Origin of the sequence: Pleomorphovibrio marinus, from assembly GCF_003347495.1 — a bacterium.
Taxonomy (GTDB): Bacteria; Bacteroidota; Bacteroidia; order Cytophagales; family Cyclobacteriaceae; genus Pleomorphovibrio; species Pleomorphovibrio marinus.
In genome coordinates, this window is sequence record NZ_QCXY01000010.1 from 1 (window position 1) to 19,665 (window position 19,665).

Below are 19,665 nucleotides of genomic sequence, written 5' to 3' on the forward strand. Positions count from 1 at the left end.
GTTGAATTGTACTGCTGATCAGAACAAATAAACACAAAAAAACCACGAAGGAATTAGTTTTTCCCTGCGTGGTCAAATTTTATCGAATTTTCCAAGAAGCCCTTTTTAAAGGCCATATAGCCTGCCCCTGCCTGCCCCGAACTCGTTTCGGGGAACTTGTTTCGGGGGAATCTCGCAGTCTATAATCATCCCAGTGTGTGAGGTTCTCCTCATGCCCTGACTGCCGTCAGGACAGGCTCGATTTCATCTGTTTATATTTGTTTTTCAATGGTCAGATAGCCTGCCCCGAACTTGTTTCGGGGGAATGCCCTGGATAATCATTCCCCTGTATGAGAATTCTTTCTCATGGGCATTTCATGTTACTTTTTTCTATGCGTTCAAATGTTATTCTGAAAAAAATTTAACCATTATCCCCTCCGCCTTTTTCCCCTGTGGCGTAAAGTCCGGCTCTCTGTCTCTTGGCTGGGGATACCACTTCCAGAAATATACCCCTGCCAACCAGTCCTTCTCCCATACAGTCTCAAAAAATGACTGATAGCAAAGGGCCTGAACTTCCTCGGACAATTCAATTTCTTTTCGTTCATTGGGCCAAATCCAGGGTTCAATAGCCGCATCCACGGTATTGCAGTACCCTACTTCTGTGAAGATGACCGGCTTTTGAAAACGCTGCTGCACTTTCTCAATTTCCTTTATTTTTATGTCCCAGCTATTTTTTAAAGTCCGGAGACTGGGGTTGTGTTTTTCAGCCAAGGGGAAATAGGCCTGAATGCCGATATAGTCCAAGACATCCCAAAATTTCACCTGTTCATATTCCGTGAAATTGGCAGCGTAGGTAAGTTCCCCACTATAAACCTTCCTAATCTCAGTGATCAGATTTCTCCAATCCACATCCCGGTCTGAGGTCAATTCCAGCTCCGTTCCTATACACAGTATGGGGATATTTTGATCTTCGGCATAGGCTGCATAGTAAAGGATAAACTCTGCATACTGGTCAAACCACATTCCCCAATCCTCATCAGTCTGCATTTTGATTACTCCGGGCCATTCTCCCCTCACCCAGAGATGGGGCTTGAGAATGGACTCCACGCCTTTTTCCCTGGCCAGGTCAGTGGTTGTTTTTACGCCTACCAGGGATTCTCCCCACCACATGCGTTCGGTATGCTTCTCCCATCGGATCTCCGGAAGGTTGGGATCGGATTGCCAGCCAAAAGGTGTCTGCGATAAATGTGTGATTCCTTTCCATGAAAGAGAATCCAACTCCCAGCCTTCCAGAGGCCTTGGGCTACCTACCCAGCAGACACCTTTTTGTTTATCTGCAATTTTGATAAAACCAGTACTTACTACCTCCCGGTTTTGGCAGGCCCATATCATCAAAAAAACAAAGAGGTATTCCTTTTTCATTTGTACTTAGTTACCGGACTTGATCCTACCGCAACAATTAATCCACGAAATCAAGCATGACAAGATCGATACACGAGTAATGCAACCATAGCTATCCGGGGCATTTCGAAATTCTCCCGAAACAAAATCCCCGATCCATATAGTTATCTGGAAGGGGCAGGCAGGGTCAGAATATCCCTGAGTTAGGGACAGGTTATGGCCTTTGAAAAGTCAATGATGACATAGGAAGGACTTCATTAAAAATCCTCCTTCTCCCTCATCTCCAACAAAAGCTCCCTTCCAAAACTCAGTTTCTCAGCCAAAGTGCTTCTTGGGTCAATAACCCGCCAAAAGGGAGTAATGGCCTCTATATTTTTCCCGTTTTGTAGTTCTTCGAAGGCTGCCTCCGCCACAATTCGCAGAAAAATACCTGTGGTCACAGGACAGGTATATTCAGCTCCGTGTTCCTGGGCCAGTTCCTTTCGAATGGTTTTGATATCCAGGCTTCTTCCTTTACTAATGGACTTTATAAATTCGTTGACAAGTTGGGGTGTGGGAATCAGCATGGTGCTGCCGGCAGGGATATCAGCAAAGTCCTTTTCAATGCGCTTGACTTCCGGTTTTTTTTCTAAGTCGCGCTTTTCAATCCAGGTTTTTTTCTTGGTCATAATATTCCTGCTCTCGGGCTTTTGCATCCATGAAATAACTCCATGTACTTTCCCAAATCTATCAATAGCTGGTGAAAAAGTCTAAGAAAAAAGTTTGAAAAAGTACTCACCTCTGGAGTTCTAATTTCTTGAATCCTATTAAAAGCACATTATTCACTGAAGTTGTCGATATCAATGTTTTCAGTTGGAAAAAATACCAAAACAGCTATTCACTTTTTGAGGTATTACTATATGAGAACAGAGTTTGTCTAAAATACATAGCCATGACACAAACCGAAAACTTCCAAAAAGTCGAAGTCTCCTCCACTAAGGAACTGAGAGCATGGCTGGAACAACACCATGCCCAGAAAGAAAGCGTTTGGCTGGTCACCTTCAAGAAAACAGTTCCGGAAAAATACCTTTCTACTTCTGAGGTACTTGATGAGTTATTATGTTTTGGTTGGATAGATGGGATTAGGAGAAAGCTGGATGACAATCGAACATTGCAGTTGATCTCACCACGGAAAGTGGAGCACTGGGCAAAGACTTACAAAGACCGGGCAGCTAAATTAATTGAAGAAGGAAAAATGCAGGAGGCAGGATTCCGGTCAATAGAAATATCCAAACAGGCTGGACTTTGGGATTTTATGGATGATGTGGACAAGCTGATCGTACCGCAAGACCTTTTGGATGCACTTCAAAAATTAGAGGGAGCGGAAGCCTTTTTCCATGGGATCAATGATTCCAGTAAACGCTTTGTACTCCGGTGGATCAAATTGGCGAAAACCGAAAAGACCAGGGATTCCAGGGTGGAAAAAATAGCCCAGCTTTCGGCAAAAGGAGAAAAGTTGAAGGGGAGTTGAAATGATATTGCCACGAATTTTCACAAATGAAATAGTGTCAATTTGTGGCATTCGTAGCCAATATTTTTTTATAACCTGATTTTCCCAGAAGTGAATTTTGCTAACTTTAAATATATGACCATACATTGCCTCGAGCATTATATCAAGGAATACTTTGGTGTTCTCAAACAGAATGAACTGAAAACAGTGTGCGATAAATTTAAAGCACAACGTTTAGCTAAAGGAGAGTTTCTGATGAGGCAGGGGCAGCCTGCACACCAATTATCCTTTATCAAATCAGGCATGATCCGTATCTATACCCAGGATGATGGGAAAGAAATTACCCAATGGATTTCCACTCCTGGCTATTTTGTGACAGAGATCTCGAGTTTTATGTTCGGAGGTAGTTCAAGGTGGAATATGCAGGCACTTTCTGATGTGGAATTGTTCAGTATCAGTAAAACTGACTATCAAAAACTACTCAAAGAAGTACCACAATGGCATGAGCTTGAAAAGCTATTCATCGTAAAGTGCTTCGCCATCCTTGAGAACCGCATTTACAATCACCTTTCCAAATCTGCCGAAGAGCGCTATCAGGATTTTTTTAAGCAAAACCCTTCCCTTTTCAACCAGGTTCCTTTACAATATATAGCTTCCATGCTGGGAATGACTCCCGAAACCTTCAGCCGAATACGAAACAGACAGCTTTCTTGAATTCTTGATTTTTATCAAGAGAAGGCATAAATCACCCTACTATCTTTGTTTCATAATACATTAAAAGCAAAAACGATTTATGACCATGCAAAAGGAAATCAACACAAGGATCCATATCAACGCAAGCCCAGAAAAAGTATGGCAGGTATTGACAGATTTTGAAAATCAATGCAAATGGAACCCCTTTGTCCGGTCCATTACCGGGGATGTAAAGAAAGGAAATACTATCAAAGTAGTATTAGGTCCCCAAGGCAGTAAGCCCATGACGTTTAAACCTACCGTTTTGGCATTTGAGCAAAACCGGGAATTCCGCTGGTTAGGGCATCTTTTTTTTTCCGGAATCTTCGATGGAGAACATAGTTACCAGCTTTTGGAAAACGGGGACGGGAGCACCACTTTTATCCACAGTGAAAAATTCAAAGGGATATTGGTTGGACTTATGGCCAAAAAGCTGGATACCGAGATCAAAGCAGGATTTGAGGAGATGAACATAGCGTTAAAAGGACAAGCTGAGGCTTTGTCAGTAGGGGTGTACCCACCTTTTGTTTCTTCCCACCATTGAACTGGCCATCCTCGAATATCGGAACCTTAATAATAAAATAAATAATCAAACGGAGCCCTATTATTTAAAACTCCACGCCACAACTCTGCTGATTTTGTTTCCCTGGCTCATATCCATGGTTTTTACAGTTTTCGCTTCCACTGCATCCAAGGTTTCGTAGATAGTTGGCAGGTTTGTTTCTTTGGAAACAAGACTGGTAAACCATTGGCATTGGTTGCCAAACCTCCTGCTTTCATAAATCATGCTGGTCAGAAAATTCAGCTCCCCACCTGCATACCATAATTCATTACTTTGCCCACCAAAATTCAACCTGGCTTTTTCGACCCTCTTCCCTTTCAAATTACTGAGTTTTCGCATGGTGCTGAGATGTGCTTCTTTGGCAGAGGAATGAAATGGAGGGTTACAGATGCTTAGGTCAAAAAACTCCCCTTCCATGATGATCCCTGTGTAAAAGCTTTTCGGGTCACTTTGAAATCTCAATGATACTCGATTTTTGAGCTGGGGGTTACCATCCACTATTTTCTGGGCAGATGCCATGGCCTTTGGGTCAATATCTGACCCGACAAAAGTCCACCCGTATTCGTGCTGTCCAATGATGGGATAGATGCAATTGGCACCCACACCGATATCGAGACATTTGACCTCTTTTTTAATTTGACCAGAATTTTCAGTGAGCAGGTCAGCTACATAATGGATGTAATCAGCCCTTCCGGGAATTGGAGGACAGAGGTAGTTTTCAGGGATCTTCCAATAGTCAATCTGATAATAATGTTTCAAAAGTGACTTGTTCAGCATGATAACTGCCTGAGGATCAAAAAAATCAATGGTCCTATCCCCATACTTGTTTGTGATTACAAACGCATTCAATGCAGGCAAGGTCTGTGTCAACAACTCAAAATCATACCTTTCCCGGTGCTTGTTTCTGGGATGGAGACTGGATTTTAAAGGCGGATGTACTCTTTTCTCTTTTGACATCAATTGGAATGAATGGTAGCTACAAAAGTATTTATTTTCCATGTAAATGAGTGGTTGTTTTTTGAGGAAAAAGAGGAGTTCCTTTCAATGCCTGCACCAATGTGAAGGTAGCCAATGCACCGTAAAGTAAGCCAACCCATAAGGTCGCTTTAGTATTTCGAAGAAGGTAAAAGGCAAGCAAAGGCAAAACCTGCAAGGCATGCATGCCGATAAAGTGGGCTATCCGGAGATCGCCTGCCAATCGGCTCCAACCGACAATGAACAAATTGGAATTATCATTGACTAGCCCCACCGTGTGACTCATCCTACCTCCCATTAAATAGCCTTGAAAGGAGAAAATCACAAAAATCAATATGCCCAAGCGGATGCCCCACAAATAGTAGTTGGGCAAATTTGGAAAGGAGTGAGTGAAGAAAAGCAGTCCCACATAAGCGGTATAGATCGTGACCAAGGTAGCGGCCAATGCCATCAAGGAAAACACGATGGAGTAAAATGGACTACTGACATTGTAATGGGAAATTTTCCCCTGTCCTGCCATTAAGGCGATGTAACCGATTTCAAATCCCAATAATAGGATGACCGACCAATTGAAAACGGTTATGTTGAAATCAGTGAGGTAGTAACAATACCAAGCCATTGCCCAAGCGAACAAGAAGGTAGAGAAGGCAAATTTGAAAGGTTTGTACCAGGCATTGACCTGATATACTTGCACATTTGAAATTCTGGTCATGACCAAGAAGACCAAAGAGAGCAGCAAACACAAGAGACCAAAATAAAAGAGCGTTGTGTTCCTTTCTTTCAGTTCAAAGACAAAACCAAGCATAGCCATTAAGATTTTGGACTGGCCAGGTTTTTTTTAATCTTCATCATAATGGACGATGGTGTCACCCTTGGTAAATTGGAGATAAACCAATTATTGAAACCAACAACCTTCTTTCCTTTCCCATGAAGCAATAATTTCACACCGGCCTCAGCTACATCTTTAGCTGGCATTGGTTTATTTGTGTTCATTGCGTTGGTTTTCCGCATATCTGGGGTATGAAAGGGCGTCTCAACTGTTCCTGGACATAAGGCCGTAACAACAACTCCTGAATCCGCAAGTTCTGTAGCTATGGTTTCGGAAAATGCCAAAACAAAGGCCTTGGTAGCAGAATAGACCGAATAATAAGGCAAAGGTAAAAAGGACAGCAACGAAGCTACATTCATGATTTTACCTGATTTTCTTGCAGCCATATCCTGTGCAAAAAGCTTGGTGAGTATCATCAGGCTGCTGATGTTCAGGTGAACCATATCCAATTCCTTTTCCAGGGAAGTTTCCAAGAAACTTCCATAGTCCCCAAATCCTGCATTGTTGACCAAATGGCTCACCTGTAATTCATGGACTTTGGTCACCTCATAAAATTCCTGGGTTGCTTTAACATCGGATAGATCAACCTGAAAATACTTGACATCTATGTTGTATTTACTTGATAATTCCATCTGCATCTTTTGCAGTATATGAATGCTTCTTGCTACTATAATCAAATTGATTTTTTTAGCAGCCAACAGTTGAGCCATTTCATAGCCTATACCAGAAGAAGCTCCAGTGATTAAAATATATTCCTTCATTTCTTTAGGGTTAAAGTGTTTCGATTTTTGGTGGAATTAACTTGTACATCACGGGTGTCACAATCCTCGAAAGGATGGTTGAACTGATCAGACCCCCGATCAGGACTATTGCCAGTGGTGATATTTGCGGATTAGGATTAAGTGCCAATGGCAAAAGTCCACCTATGGCAGTCAAAGAAGTGAGTACTACAGGAAGGAACCGAAGTTCTCCTGCCTGCTCAATTGCAGTCTGTAAAGCCACTCCTTCTTTGCGCAGTTGATTGGTGAAATCAACCAACAGTATGGAATTTTTAACTTCTATCCCTGCCAAGCCAATGAATCCTATGATGGCGATAAAAGACATTGGATTTCCGGTCAACCAGAGTAGACTCACGCCTCCAATGACTCCGAGTGGAATTACCGAAAGCACAATCAAAAGACCTTTGAAAGTTTTAAATTGCAGAATCAAGACTGCCACAAATAGAAAAACTGTAATCAATATCACAGTGATAAAACCGCCTCCAAAAGCATCATCTTCACTTTCTGCCTCACCTGATAATTTGTAAAAGTAGCCCGCTGGCATTTCCATAGCATCTAGCTTGGGAACAACCTCAGCCAGTACGTCATTGGCCAATACTCCTTTTCGGGTAGAGGAAGTTATTTTTACAAATCGGTTTTTGTTAAAGTGATTGATAGTAGTAGGCGAAGTTTCAAAATCAATGCTTGCCAACTGCTTCAGCGGGATGGCTGTCCCTTGAGCGTTGTTCACATACAAATTTTCCAAGGCATCCAAAGCTCTGTATTTCCCTTTAGGTGAAGTGACCACAATATCAAAATCATCCCCAATTTCATTGGTGTAAGTCCCCATGGTGAGTCCTGCCACAGCCAACCTAATAGTCCTGTCAATGTCTGCGGTAAATACACCCAGTGTTCTGGCTTTTTCTTTGTTGATAGTAATTTTTAAATCAGTTTTGAGTGTATTCAATTCATTGTTAATGTATAGTGCCCCATCGCTAGCGTTTAGAATCCTCTCCACTTCAAAAGACAACTCTCGTAGACTGTCAAGATTTTCTCCAAAAACCCGTATGGAAATAGGTGCTTCAATAGGAGGACCCTGTTCAAAATCCTGAACTTCAATCTTGGCATAAGGAAAGGCAGCAAACTGGTTTCTAAGCTGATTGATCAATTTGTTTTTCAGTACCGGTTTGGCGTCAGGGTCCATTTGAATGAAAATTTGGGCAAAATCAAACTTCTCTTCTTGCTGTGGTACATTGTAATAAATCTGCGGATTTCCTTTTCCTACATTGGTGGTGAAGTACCTGATCAATTGATTTTGTTGCAAGCTGTCTTCCACCATGCGGGTAATGCGGTTGCCTTCATGCAAGCTGGTCTGCAAAGGCATTTTTACATTGACCAGAAAAATGGGCTTTTCAGAAGTGGGAAAAAGTTTAAACCCGATAATAGGGAAAAGCAACAAGGATCCGCCAAATAAAAGGAATGAAAAAGCCAGCGTTTTCACGGGATTCTTCAATGCCACTTTCATCACTTTTGCATAAGTTGCTCCGATTACTTTTTTAAGGGCCCGTAGAAAAATATTACCTTCGGGGTTTTCATGTTCTTTCAAAAACCTGCTTGCAATAAATGGCACTATAGTGAGCGAGACCACCGTAGAAGCCAAGACACTGCAAATCACAGCAAGCGGCAGCCCACGGACAAATTCACCCGGCCCACCAGGCAAAAAGACCAATGGCAAAAAGGCAATAATCAAGGTTGCAGTGGTGGCTATGACCGGCAAAGTGATCTGCTTGGTAGCCTTTATCGCTGCTTCTTTTCTGGTAAACCCATCCCTCAGCCATCGCTCGATGTTTTCCACCACTACGATACTGTCATCCACCAGCAGACCCAGAGAAACTACCAGTCCAACAATACTCAGCTGATTCAGAGAAATATCAAAGGCATTCAAGCCTACCAAACCCAAAGCCAGAGAAAGCGGGATGGCCAGCATTACTACCAAAGAAGCACGAATACCCAATGGGGATAAGGTAAACAATACCAGCACAATAGCTATTAGAAAATCAAGTCCTAATCCAGATAAGCGTCTGGAAACATTTTCGGCTTGGTCAAAATGCTTATAAAGTTTGATGTTTTCGGGAAGACTGTTTTCAAATGCTGTGACAATAGGTTCATACGATGCTTGCGTGCTGGCAATATTGCTCCCCACCTTTTGGGCGGCATTCACCAAAACAGCTCTTTTCCCATTGAGACGGGTAATATGTTTCTCCTCTTCATACTTGAAATCAACTTCCGCTACTTCCTTCAACAGGATAATTTTGCCATTGGCATTGCTGATGACAGTGTTTTCAACTTCTTCAAGGCTTGTAAATTTGCCACTTGTCTTGACATTAAAGGTTTTGTTGCCTGCAGTGAGACTTCCTCCGGGGATATTGACTGCTTCACTTTGAATACTTCCCAAAACCACATTGAGCGGTATCTGAAAAGCAGCAATGCGGTCCAGTTTCAAATCAATCCGAACCTCTTCATCAGGAACCCCAGAGATTTTCACTTTTTTCAAGTCCACTACTTTTTCCAACTGATCCTGAAGGTCTTCTGCTTGTTTCTTCAGTTGACGGTAAGAGGCATTTTCACTCACCAGGGCCACTTGTAGGATATTTACATCACTTGGATCCACTTTTCGGATTTCAATTGAGAAAATATCTTCCGGTAGTTCATTTCGCAATGAATTTATTTCCCGTACCACTTCCTGGTACTTGTCATCTACATCTACCCCGTACTTGAACTCTACCCTCATCACAGCCAATCCATCTTCTATGGCAGTCACGATTTTGTCAATGTTCTCTAGCTCGTAGATTTTGTTTTCTATAGGCTTCACCACTAGCTCCTCCATGTCCTGTGGGCTGGTTCCGGGATAAACCACTACGATTGGGTAGGTAGGCGGATTGATCTGCGGATCCTCTGCCCGGGGCATGGTCAGCAAGGTCACCAGGCCAATGACTGCCACCATCACAAACATCACCAAGGTAAACTGGTAGTTTTTTACTGAAAAATCTGTCAGATTCATGGCTGTTTTTTGATGAATTGGATGGTAGAAAATTCATTGAGAAAAGCGGAATTGCCCAAGATGATTTCGTGTACTCCCTCAAGGCCTTCACTGATGCTGACTCCGGATTCGGAAAAGCTTTCAATAAGCACAGGCTGCTTTTTGACCTTGTTTTCCCCATTGGGGACAAACACATAAGCCTGCTTCCCATCTGCTTCTATCAATGCTTCATAAGGAATAAGTTTGGATTTTTGCTGCTGCCCGGTTTGTATGATAGCTTTACCAAACATCCCTATCGCGGCTGATTCAGTCAGGTTGTCCAACTTGAGCTCAACCTGAAAAGAGCCTGTTCCCATGTCTGCTGCTCCTGACTTTCTGAAAACTTGGGCTTCCCACCAGATCTCTGGAAATGCTTCCAGCATGACTTTGGCTTTATTTCCAATGGCTACTTTTGCCCATTCTTTATCAGAAAGCCCGATTTTCAGTTCCCAACTTTTGCTGCTATTCTCGCTGCTTGCCAAGACAGGGGATCCTCCAGCAATCACCTCTCCTTCATTGGCGAGCTTTTTCACCACAAAACCGGGCTTTTCAGCATAGATAAATGCGTATTTTTTGTCAAATGCCACAGATGCCAGTTGTTGCTTCGCAAGCTCAAGTGCCGTCTGACTGTTTTGCAACTGTTCCAGCGTGGCGACACTGTCAGCATAGAGATTTTCTACCCTGGAATAATCTCTTTGGGCTTTAGCAAGACCTAGTTCCGCTTGGGTGTAGCCTGATTCGATTTCAGTGAGTTTGAGGCTGGCAAGCAGTTGACCTTGTTTGAAACTTTGGCCTTCATTGACATAAATGCGGTCGATGATGCCTCCAATCTTAAAGGCTTGGCGCATTTCATTTTCTGTACTCAGCAAGCCACTGCCACGGATGGTGTATTCCTGTTCCAACTCCAAAACTTTCAGAAGGCTGACAGCAATTACATCTCCAGAGGAATCAAACCCTTTGGTTTCATTTTCTTTGTTACAGGCAGCCAGTGTCATCAGACAGGCACATACGATAATGGATAATTTATTCTTCATCATTAATTTGCATTGAGATTAAAAGAAGCATTGGCGCGCTCGGTTTCAGCGACTTTGATCAGGCATTCATAAAGGGATATGTTTTCCTGTAATTTTGCTGAAATCCATTGATTTTGGTCGTCCAGAAGTTCAATGAAGAGGATTTGTCCTTCTTTGTAGCGCTTTGAGGAATCTTTGTATGCGCGTTCTGAACTTTCTGCCTGTTTGACCGCTCCATTATACTGGCTGTAAGTAGCTTTGAAATTGTTCATACTGACCTTTTGCTGAAGCAGAAATTGCTCCGCGACGTTATCCCGTTGCGAATTGGTGAAGGCCTGGTCCATTTCAGCCTGCTTTTTCCGGTATTTGTTCTGCCCTCCGGCGAAAATGTTCCATTGCATAGCGAGACCAAAAAAGTAATACTGAGTCTTGTTGTTGTATTCCCATTCAAAGCCTTGGGAACCCAAATCTATAAAAGCGCTTAACTGCGGTAAAAGATAAGACTTGGATAGTCCGAGTAGGTGTTCGTTGATCTGGTTCGAAAGATCCAGCTGACGCAATTCCTCTCTGTCTGAAGAATTTTTCGAAAAATCTACATTTTCTATTATAGGCGCTATTTCATCCACAGAAATACTTTCGTCCAACTTACGGTTGAGTAAAAAATTAAAATGAGATTGGGCACTGTAAGACTCCTGGATGGCAGCATCAATCTGGGTTTGAAATCGAATGACTTCATTTTCAGCCCTGATCAATACTCCACGGTTTATCTGATTATTTTGAAATAGAGCAGCATTTATCCTTCTGTTTTCCTCAACCGATTGGAGTGCCGTTTCAAAAATCTTGATGGCTTCCAAAGATTTTAAATATTTGAAGTAAGCCGTCTTGATATCCTTTACCAATTCCCTTTGGTAAACAGCCTTTTCCAATTGTTGCATACTCACCATTTCAGACTTTATCCTGCGGTTGTAAACAAGCTCAGCATTGAAAAGCGGCATAGCGGTTCTTACCCTGATATCATAGAAATTATCTGGATTAAGAAGTATACGTTCGTTCTCAATCATTGGGAAATTACTGCTCTCGGTAAGTTGATTGAGTGTGGAATAGACAGGATTGAGAATATCTCCGGCAGGAAAGTCAACTGTTCGTCCTCCTCCGGCAAGGAAATAATTCCCCTCTAGGCTGATTTTTGGTAGAAATAAGCCATTTGCCTCTTTCAGGGCATAGATGCTCTTTTGCAGATTGAAATCCTGCTGTTTCAGCACTTCATTATTCTCCAGACCAACCCTGATATAGGCTTCCAGAGCTTGTTGACTTTGAACTGGAAAAGTCCAGAAAATCAAAAGGGTGCATAGATATTTTCGCATATTTGAATATTGTTTTATTTATGAACATTGTTCATTAAAAAGCCAAAAAAATTTATTTTTTACTGAACATCAACATCAGGTCTTCATAAGCCTCATTCATCAATGGATCTGGTTCCTGTCCTGTAGCTGCTTTAACGCGATCCCGTATATACAGAGAGCACATACCGTGTACACTTCCCCAGATGGCAAAGGAAAGCGGCTCTAACTGATGACCCTTAAAATAACCATGATCCATACATTCCTGGACAGTTTTTCTTAGAGCGTCGAATGTTGCATTTCCTTCCTTCCAATGATGCTCTTCATTTGCCTTTATAAAGTCCATTGGGGCTTTCATATTGAACATCAGGTCATACATTTGGGTGTTTTCAAGGGCAAACCGCATGTATATTCTTCCCAGCGCCTTAAGTCTCTCCATGGGATCTGATACATGAAATAAGGCCCGAAATTCCCCTCCCAGCTGGGCAAAACCTTGTTGATGGAGATCATGCAGGATTTCAGTTTTGTCCTTGTAATAGACATATACCGTCCCAACGCTATATTCTATTTCTTTGGCAATACTCCGTATGGTCGTCTCTTCGATTCCCTTCTCAGCAAAAAGCTTCTTGGCAGCACCCAATATCAGTGCCTTCAATTCCTCTTTTTCTTTTGCTTTTCTCTCAGCAGTTCCCATAAAACTTATTAATGAACAATACAAACATAATGAACAGTGTTCATAAAATCAATTGAATCAGCAATTTTTTTTGAAAAAGATTTGAATTATGGAATTTCCGATTGAGTCAGCCTTGCCTGAATGATGAGTTGGCGAAGACTGAATGGGCTTATTTGTCTCCATTTTTATTATATGAAGAAAGATTAAAGGATAACAATAACTACAAAAAACACGTATATTTATCAAAACACGTATATAATGAAAACTAAACTAACCTTAACGGTAAAAAAAACAGTAATTGATGCTGCAAAAAGAAAAGCCAACTCTAAAGGCATTTCCCTATCTCGAATGTTTGAGGAAATCTTTGAAGGTGAAGAACCTAATGAGATTAAAACGGAACCTCAAAGAGCGGCTGAAAGGCTGATGAATAGGCTTGAAAAATACGACGGCATCAACCAGCTAGAGGACAAAACCTTAATTAAAGAGCATGTTAAAAGGAAGTTTGCCTGAGGTTTACCTGGATACCGATGTAGCCTTTGATATCATTTCCAAGAGAAAGCCATTTTTTGAGACCGCTGTAAAATTGATTGAACTCGTTGCACAAGACAAAATTGCCTTAGTGATAGGCGAGTGCAGTCTTGCCAACTTAACCTACCTATCTTTTGACATCTATAAATTGCCTGATGCACAAGAGCGATTGATGGATTTTATTTCAGTTTGCCAGGTGATATGTGGCGGGAAAAACCAAATGCAGCAAGCATTGGCATCATCATTCAACGATAAAGAAGATGCTTTGCACTATTTTACCGCCCTGCACCAGGGTGTGGACTATTTTATCACCAGAAATACCCAAGACTACAAAAATGCTCTTAAAATCTTGCCTGTTTCGACTCCTGAAGAATTCCTTTCGTCACTCAGATAAAACTTACCATACCGAATTGTGGAAGGTTTGGAAAATTGATGGTCGGAATTTGAGCGGAGTTAAGCCCTTTTACCATGTGATAATCGAATAAATAGTAGGCATTGGATACAAATAATTAAAGCAAGGTCACAAATTTCAGTTAAAGGGGAAAATTTATAGGAGAGCTGATATAGAATTGCCACGAATGCACGAATCTTCACGAATAAATTAGTAATCATTTATGTATAAGTAGCAAAAAGCGTGATTGAAACTCGTGGTCTCGAATTTTTATTTGTACTCAAATAGCTACATTTAACTCTTATTTTTTAAAGTTGAGTTTGTTCAACCTTTATCAATCCTATAGCTTTTAAAATCAGCAGGTGCCCAGATAAAGGACTTGTCTTTATTTTGAAATTTCCGGTCCAGCGTGATGATTTTATCCACCCCCTGACTCAAGGCAGAGGCCATTTGCATGGCGTCTTCAAAATCTGACCAATTAAGTGCCAATGCCTCCCTCACTTCTTTTTGACTTTGCGGACTGATTTCCACCAAGGCATAGATCTGCCTAACCCGCCTATTGGCCTCTTTCCATCCTTTTTCGGCATGTATCAAATAATAGATATCCATTAGGGTTTTCGGAGAGGTGTAACCTACCAGGGTTCTTCTTTTTAGATGTTCAAAGATAAAGGCGATATCCATTGCAGCCGGCCCATCAAAAAAGAGCTCATCAAACACATTGGTATCTATGAAGATACGCTCAATGGTCATAATTTCGGATCTTTTCTTTGGCTCGGTTTCTTACACGTTCTTTACTAGAAAGTTCATTCCGTTTCAAAAATCCCTTCAATTCCAAAATGTCTTTTGAAATTTCCATTTCTCCCTGATTTTTGACTGCCTCCCGCTCCACAAGATCTCGGACATACTGGGACATATTCTTTTTAGCCCTTTTGGCCATCTTTTCCAAAAGGGGCCTATCAAGGGACAAGGTGATTTTTTCAATAGTAGAGGACATGATACATTAGTTTTTGTGGTATAGTTATTTACGTATATACCACATAATGGTTATTAATTAGAAATAACATTATTGAACCTCTTAAAATGATACTTTTCATTTAAAAAAGGGATATTAGTTGGAATATTGAAAGTATTAAATTCTCCCCCGGATAAAAATCATTTGATTTTAGAATTTAGCAGTTAAATCTTGATTTAACCACCTGTACCCAGCAATCCTGTTTGGACAAAGGGCTCCAGATTTCCGGCCGGCGCTCCTGTTTCATGATCAACCACCATCACACCATGACGTACCATGAATGCCAAAATACCCAGACATTCTTCTGCGGCATCCCCCACAGGCATAAAGAGAATTGATCCCGGCTTATTTGCCCACCACAAGGGCGGAAGTATATAGGGAGGAGTGGAAGGCAAATCTAGTCGGCTATCAAGTACGCTTTATTGCCTTCTGATAGGCCTTTTCCTTTAATCCATTTAAACATTAGGTGATCCGGATGCCATTTTAAGTAATTAACTGCCATATTTCCAAAAAATGCATATTCCCTTTCTGGCGGAGCCGCAATATGTATGGAATTTTCAATCTTCATTATTTTTAGTTTTTATCTTCATATCATTGGTTACAATAGGGTTTTTGGCTAAGTCTGCAAAATGGGAAATTTATTGTTTGGGATTTATGATTTTAGATTGTATTGGCTTATTCTGTGACGTATCGACCCGTTAATGGGGCCAAGAAGCATAACCTATGGATACTCCTTGTCCTTTAAATTTAGATATTATATTCATATTTTTTCTAGATTGGATATTGGTAAAACCCTTATATACTTTTTTCTAGAAGTATTGACAATGGTCCGCCTCATTGATCATATTTTCCATAAACGAAACGGTGTCTACCAATGCGTCCGCCTCAGCTAGCAGTTTTTCTTGGCTCACGTCAAATGCGTTTGCAGAGATGTAACAACCATTTAGGGTTACTCTTCCTGTGGCCTTAAGCAATTTGAAATAATCATGGATTTCCACTGGGAAATTTTGTTTTGCAATCCGCTCTTTGAGCCAAGGCTCTTCACTGGCATGCCGCCCCTCTATCTGGAGTGACTTTACTCCTTCAGGTGTAAGCGCCCGGACTGCCCAATTTACAAACAGCAAATCCACTTTAACCCCTTTTTCTGCCATTCCCATGGCCATGACCAGAGGGGTTAATATTTTATCATAGCGGTCATCCCTTATTACGATTCCTATCCGTTTGATTTGCTTTTTCGAATTCATAATTATCCCTTTTTTGGTGAAAATGATTCTACCGGCACTGAACTCCGGAGATTATTTTGGTGAAGTTTTATGTCTCCAAGGATTTCCAAATGGTATGGTTCAATGAGTATTAACTTCTCAAAACAAAGGTAAAGGTGAATCCTGGATTAAGATATGACCGAGCATCCATGGTATTTGACAGAAAAGCCAAATTTTGTCATTGGGCTCAATATTGGTAAATTCATTACGTAGTTAGAAGTCAAAGAGGCTGATTATGGATGTATTGTCAGAAGTTTTGAAGGTGGTAAGGTTGACTGGTGGGCTTTTTTTTACCACTGAGTGTACTTCTCCATGGTCGGTTTCTACCCCCTCTGCCAGTCAATTAGGAAAGCTAATGAATACCAGAGCCGAATGCATCACACTTTTTCACATCTTGGTTGAAGGGAAGTGTTGGATGGTTCCTGAAAACCAAGAGCCTTTTAGGATAGATGGTGGGAGCTTGGTCATATTCCCGCATAGCCCTGAACACGTCATGTGCAGTGACCGGAACCTCACCCCGGTTCCTGTCTCCTCACTACTCCCATTTTCAGAAGGAGTGGGAGTTCCCAAACTCCAATTTGGAAACCATGGTGAAAAGGCAAGGTTGATCTGTGGTTATTTGCAATGTGACCAACGTTTTAACCCTCTGATCGGAGCATTGCCTGAAGTACTGGTCATTTCCCCCGCAGACAGCTGTTTGTGGGAGTCTATTACGGATAAGCAACAACCTACTTTGTCCAATATGATGTTAAGGGAGGCTGGAGATTGGTTGGACAGTACGTTAAAATACATGGAGAATGAGGCTTCCGGTACCGGTTCGGGAAGTATGGCCATGACTGTGAGGCTCGCAGAAATACTATTCTTGGAAGTCTTGAAGCGGTATATCCATCAATTGCCTACGGAAAGCCGAGGCTGGCTGACTGCTATCAAAGACAGGGAAATAGGCAAAGCTTTGAGGCTCTTGCATGCCAGGCCCCATCACAAATGGAGTGTTTCTGAACTGGCTAAGGAGGTAGGTGCCTCACGTTCCGGGTTGACTAAGCGTTTTACCGACATTGTTGGGGAGCCTCCCATCAAATATCTGACTGGATGGCGCATACAACTGGCCAAGCAGCTCCTGCTTCAGCCGGGGCAAGCAATCCAACAAGTTTCCCTACAAGTCGGTTATGAGTCAGAGGAGGCTTTTAGCCGTGCTTTTAAACGGCATACCGGTGAGCCACCAGCCTCCTGGAGAGCCAAGGTGGTTGATGGGGAGTAGCGTGATTTTTAAAATAGCTTGCTTAAAGATAATTTAATTCCTCTGTTAAAAATCTCACCATTTTCAAAAATAGATGTAAAACCGTGTTCATAACTAACCTGAGTACTCAACCCTAAGGGAAGATTAAATCCCAAACCAATTATACCTGCAAAATCAAATTCTTTGTAAAGGTCGCGGATTTCATCACCACCAACAGTGATTCTGTTACTACCGTCATCAATGATCGCGACAGGTTTTATTAATAAAGAGGGCTGTATGCCAAAAAAAACAAATAAGACCTCTGATACATTTCCTTTTAAAACCAGAGGGATATCCAAATAATCATTCCTAGCACTCCACTTACTGGTTAAGCCAGTGTTTATCGCACCTTTTCGAGCAAATAATAGGGCTGGTTCGAATACTACATTGTTACTTATGCCTATTGATACAAAAGCCCCACCGTGAAACCAAACCCCAAATGAAGATCCGCCCCTATCAATTCCATCAAAGTTAGTAAAGCTTGACCCTACCCGAACTCCAAAATCAGTTTGCTGGGCATTTAATAAATTTGTTAACCCAAAAAACATTAGTACATACAAAAGGTTTTTCATGTTTTTTATTGTAAAATAAATATTACAAATAGAAAATCAATATTTTTGAGCTAATTGTTCCCTTTTCTGGAATAGGGGGATTGCTAACCAATTTAGAAAGTCTCTCTTAATTTTAAAACTTCAAAATCAACCACCGAAAATCCTTTGTCATTTTTCAATATAGACTTTCAGTATTTTTTCAAGCAACCTACTTCTGTCCCATTACTCGGATATACTAACAGTTTTTCGGATAAAATCCTTGGAATCCAATTGCTTAAGCATAAATACAGCTATTTCTGCCCTGGGTATTTTTAGTCTCAAATTTTTGACATTGGAGTCGAAACCGATTTTCATTTTTTTGACAGAATTTTCATTCGTAAAGGCACTAGGTCTGACAATGGTATAATCAAGGTCACTTGCCTGAATATATTGTTCTTGCCCCTGATGGTCTTGAAAAACTTTCCTCAGTAAGAATCCGAACATTACATGTTTCCAAAAGAAATTTAGGTTGTGCCAGCTCTCCCCTATTCCCAAGGTAGTCTGGCAGATCAACCGCTTTATCCCCGCCTTTTCCATTCCCCTAATAATGTTCAATGTGCCCATCGCCCTGACCTTCCCTTTGGCTCCGTCCCCAAGGGCACAAAAAACGGCATCTACGCCATACATCGAATTTTCGACATCAGTAAGTTGGTAGACATCCCCTTCAAAAACTGTCAATCTTGGATGCTCATTTTTATTCAGCTTGATAACGTCACGGGTAAAAGCTTTTACCGAATACCCTTTTTCCAAGGCTTGGTTTACGATGTGGGAGCCAAGCGAACCCGAGGCTCCAAAGATTAGAACTTGCATAATTGAATATTTTTATGCAAATATTGTCCTTGGAGCGTTGAGAAAATAGAACAAAATCGTCAAAGAAACACCCTAGCTATCCGGTTTTTGGTTGAAACTTTTCGGTGTTTTTCCGGTAAAGGATTTGAATACCCGTATGAAGTGGGATTGATCGGCATAGCCGTTTTGATACACTACATCTGTTAAAATATCATATTCTTTTTGGGTGATTTGGGAAAGGGAGTTTTGGAATTGAATAATCATTGCAAACTGCTTAGGTAGCAAACCTGTCGAAGCTAAAAATCTTCTTTCCAGAGTTCTTTTTGCCAGTTGCAATTCCTTGGCCAAATTCGCCAAATTAAGCAGGCCATTGGCATGCATGATGCCTTTTATCGCTTTCAGGATTGTGGGGTCAAAGTTTGCCTTTTTTGCATGTATCATTGCAGTTAACCCTTCAGAAATACTACCCACATCATTTAAGATAGAGTTACTGGAAGAAAGTTGTCCCAGAAATATTTTCCAGTTTTCCCCTCCTTCATGCAGCAGGTCAAAGCAATTGTCGTTAATTGACCTTGGATCAATTCCGAAAATGCTTTTAAGAGTAAAAGGGAAAAGTTGGAATACAATGATGCGATAAGATCCAAAAATTTCGATTTCTATGGGAGCTATGGTTTGCCCATAAATAAACAGCTCCGGCATTAATTTTTTGTGGGGATTTACTATTAACCCATTAGGAGTCCTGTGATACATAATGCCTGGAAAACCATCCGCAAAAAAAGGCAGATTGGTTTTACTGAAATCTTCCTTGCTTTCAAAAGTCATAATATTTTTGACAAAGGGAGAAAGTTCACTGTCCGGCCCAAGATGTTGAATTTTCATTACTCAAGGATTTTTCAAAGCAATTCTAATTTACCGTAAGTAACGCACAAATTCTCTTTTGGATGACGATAATTATTTTTTTGACGATGATGGGTTAGGCCGATTACT

General features: G+C 41.3%; 23 protein-coding genes. 6 read left to right on the top strand and 17 right to left on the bottom strand.

Annotated features, from left to right (window positions below; all coding sequences use genetic code 11):
• Positions 1-384: 384 nt before the first annotated feature.
• Positions 385-1,401 (bottom strand): glycoside hydrolase family 113, encoded by a 1,017-nt coding sequence (locus tag DB520_RS20260; protein WP_232835071.1) that lies wholly within the window; start codon positions 1,399-1,401, stop codon positions 385-387.
• A 236-nt stretch (positions 1,402-1,637) separates the two neighbouring features.
• Positions 1,638-2,048 carry a hypothetical protein gene (locus tag DB520_RS20265; protein ID WP_114751818.1) on the bottom strand — a complete coding sequence of 137 codons (411 nt, stop codon included), beginning with the start codon at positions 2,046-2,048 and terminating at the stop codon, positions 1,638-1,640.
• 263 nt (positions 2,049-2,311) lie between these two features.
• Here DB520_RS20265 and DB520_RS20270 point away from each other — a divergent pair, with 263 nt between their 5' ends.
• The 3 genes from DB520_RS20270 to DB520_RS20280 all read left to right on the top strand — a co-directional run bounded on the left by DB520_RS20270 (position 2,312) and on the right by DB520_RS20280 (position 4,145).
• Complete coding sequence (locus tag DB520_RS20270; RefSeq protein ID WP_114751819.1) at positions 2,312-2,890, top strand: YdeI/OmpD-associated family protein; 579 nt, start codon at positions 2,312-2,314, stop codon at positions 2,888-2,890.
• 114 nt (positions 2,891-3,004) lie between these two features.
• On the top strand, positions 3,005-3,583 hold the full coding sequence (locus DB520_RS20275) for a Crp/Fnr family transcriptional regulator (protein WP_317047777.1): 579 nt from the start codon (positions 3,005-3,007) through the stop codon (positions 3,581-3,583).
• An 85-nt stretch (positions 3,584-3,668) separates the two neighbouring features.
• Entirely contained in the window at positions 3,669-4,145 is a 477-nt protein-coding gene (locus DB520_RS20280) for an SRPBCC domain-containing protein (protein WP_114751821.1), read from the top strand.
• Between the two features lie 60 nt (positions 4,146-4,205).
• Here DB520_RS20280 and rlmF read toward each other — a convergent pair whose 3' ends face one another.
• Genes rlmF through DB520_RS20315 form a run of 7 tightly spaced genes read right to left on the bottom strand, consistent with a single transcriptional unit; the run spans position 4,206 to position 12,851 of the window.
• Complete coding sequence (gene rlmF / locus DB520_RS20285; RefSeq protein WP_232835072.1) at positions 4,206-5,162, bottom strand: 23S rRNA (adenine(1618)-N(6))-methyltransferase RlmF; 957 nt, start codon at positions 5,160-5,162, stop codon at positions 4,206-4,208.
• Complete coding sequence (locus DB520_RS20290; RefSeq protein WP_232835073.1) at positions 5,152-5,943, bottom strand: hypothetical protein; 792 nt, start codon at positions 5,941-5,943, stop codon at positions 5,152-5,154. Before DB520_RS20290 ends, rlmF begins: the two co-directional genes overlap by 11 nt.
• Before the next feature lie 5 nt (positions 5,944-5,948).
• A complete protein-coding gene (locus DB520_RS20295) occupies positions 5,949-6,728 on the bottom strand; it encodes an SDR family NAD(P)-dependent oxidoreductase (protein ID WP_114751612.1) in 780 nt (259 codons plus the stop codon).
• A 10-nt stretch (positions 6,729-6,738) separates the two neighbouring features.
• On the bottom strand, positions 6,739-9,786 hold the full coding sequence (locus DB520_RS20300) for an efflux RND transporter permease subunit (protein WP_114751613.1): 3,048 nt from the start codon (positions 9,784-9,786) through the stop codon (positions 6,739-6,741).
• Positions 9,783-10,841, bottom strand: a complete 1,059-nt coding sequence (locus DB520_RS20305; RefSeq protein WP_232835074.1) for an efflux RND transporter periplasmic adaptor subunit — start codon at positions 10,839-10,841, stop codon at positions 9,783-9,785. The genes DB520_RS20300 and DB520_RS20305 overlap by 4 nt, the downstream gene beginning before the upstream one ends.
• Positions 10,841-12,181, bottom strand: coding sequence for a TolC family protein (locus DB520_RS20310; protein ID WP_114751614.1), 1,341 nt, complete (start codon positions 12,179-12,181; stop codon positions 10,841-10,843). Before DB520_RS20310 ends, DB520_RS20305 begins: the two co-directional genes overlap by 1 nt.
• A 52-nt stretch (positions 12,182-12,233) precedes the next feature.
• Positions 12,234-12,851, bottom strand: a complete 618-nt coding sequence (locus DB520_RS20315) for a TetR/AcrR family transcriptional regulator (protein WP_114751615.1) — start codon at positions 12,849-12,851, stop codon at positions 12,234-12,236.
• 237 nt (positions 12,852-13,088) lie between these two features.
• Here DB520_RS20315 and DB520_RS20320 point away from each other — a divergent pair, with 237 nt between their 5' ends.
• The gene (locus DB520_RS20320; RefSeq protein ID WP_114751616.1) at positions 13,089-13,340 is read left to right on the top strand and encodes a DUF6364 family protein; all 252 of its coding nucleotides are present in this window, start codon (positions 13,089-13,091) and stop codon (positions 13,338-13,340) included.
• Positions 13,318-13,752 (top strand): type II toxin-antitoxin system VapC family toxin, encoded by a 435-nt coding sequence (locus DB520_RS20325; RefSeq protein WP_114751617.1) that lies wholly within the window; start codon positions 13,318-13,320, stop codon positions 13,750-13,752. Before DB520_RS20320 ends, DB520_RS20325 begins: the two co-directional genes overlap by 23 nt.
• Positions 13,753-14,073: 321 nt before the next feature.
• Here the strand turns inward: DB520_RS20325 and DB520_RS20330 are convergent, their stop codons facing one another.
• From DB520_RS20330 to DB520_RS20345, 5 genes are all read right to left on the bottom strand, one after another.
• Positions 14,074-14,499, bottom strand: coding sequence for a type II toxin-antitoxin system VapC family toxin (locus DB520_RS20330; RefSeq protein ID WP_114751618.1), 426 nt, complete (start codon positions 14,497-14,499; stop codon positions 14,074-14,076).
• Entirely contained in the window at positions 14,489-14,743 is a 255-nt protein-coding gene (locus DB520_RS20335) for a DUF6364 family protein (protein ID WP_114751619.1), read from the bottom strand. Before DB520_RS20335 ends, DB520_RS20330 begins: the two co-directional genes overlap by 11 nt.
• Positions 14,744-14,937: 194 nt before the next feature.
• Positions 14,938-15,156 (bottom strand): hypothetical protein, encoded by a 219-nt coding sequence (locus DB520_RS26800; RefSeq protein ID WP_157972176.1) that lies wholly within the window; start codon positions 15,154-15,156, stop codon positions 14,938-14,940.
• 2 nt (positions 15,157-15,158) lie between these two features.
• Positions 15,159-15,329: an SRPBCC family protein gene (locus DB520_RS20340; protein ID WP_114751620.1), complete on the bottom strand. Its 171-nt coding sequence runs from the start codon at positions 15,327-15,329 to the stop codon at positions 15,159-15,161.
• A 241-nt stretch (positions 15,330-15,570) separates the two neighbouring features.
• Positions 15,571-16,005, bottom strand: coding sequence for a hypothetical protein (locus DB520_RS20345; RefSeq protein ID WP_198675402.1), 435 nt, complete (start codon positions 16,003-16,005; stop codon positions 15,571-15,573).
• Between the two features lie 253 nt (positions 16,006-16,258).
• Between DB520_RS20345 and DB520_RS20350 the strand changes: the two genes are divergently transcribed.
• Positions 16,259-17,281 (top strand): AraC family transcriptional regulator, encoded by a 1,023-nt coding sequence (locus tag DB520_RS20350; protein ID WP_114751621.1) that lies wholly within the window; start codon positions 16,259-16,261, stop codon positions 17,279-17,281.
• An 8-nt stretch (positions 17,282-17,289) separates the two neighbouring features.
• Here the strand turns inward: DB520_RS20350 and DB520_RS20355 are convergent, their stop codons facing one another.
• From DB520_RS20355 to DB520_RS20365, 3 genes are all read right to left on the bottom strand, one after another.
• Complete coding sequence (locus DB520_RS20355; protein WP_114751622.1) at positions 17,290-17,871, bottom strand: outer membrane beta-barrel protein; 582 nt, start codon at positions 17,869-17,871, stop codon at positions 17,290-17,292.
• A 201-nt stretch (positions 17,872-18,072) separates the two neighbouring features.
• Entirely contained in the window at positions 18,073-18,699 is a 627-nt protein-coding gene (locus tag DB520_RS20360) for an NAD(P)-dependent oxidoreductase (protein ID WP_114751623.1), read from the bottom strand.
• Positions 18,700-18,771: 72 nt separating this feature from the next.
• Positions 18,772-19,557 (bottom strand): helix-turn-helix domain-containing protein, encoded by a 786-nt coding sequence (locus DB520_RS20365; protein WP_114751624.1) that lies wholly within the window; start codon positions 19,555-19,557, stop codon positions 18,772-18,774.
• Positions 19,558-19,665 lie beyond the last annotated feature (108 nt).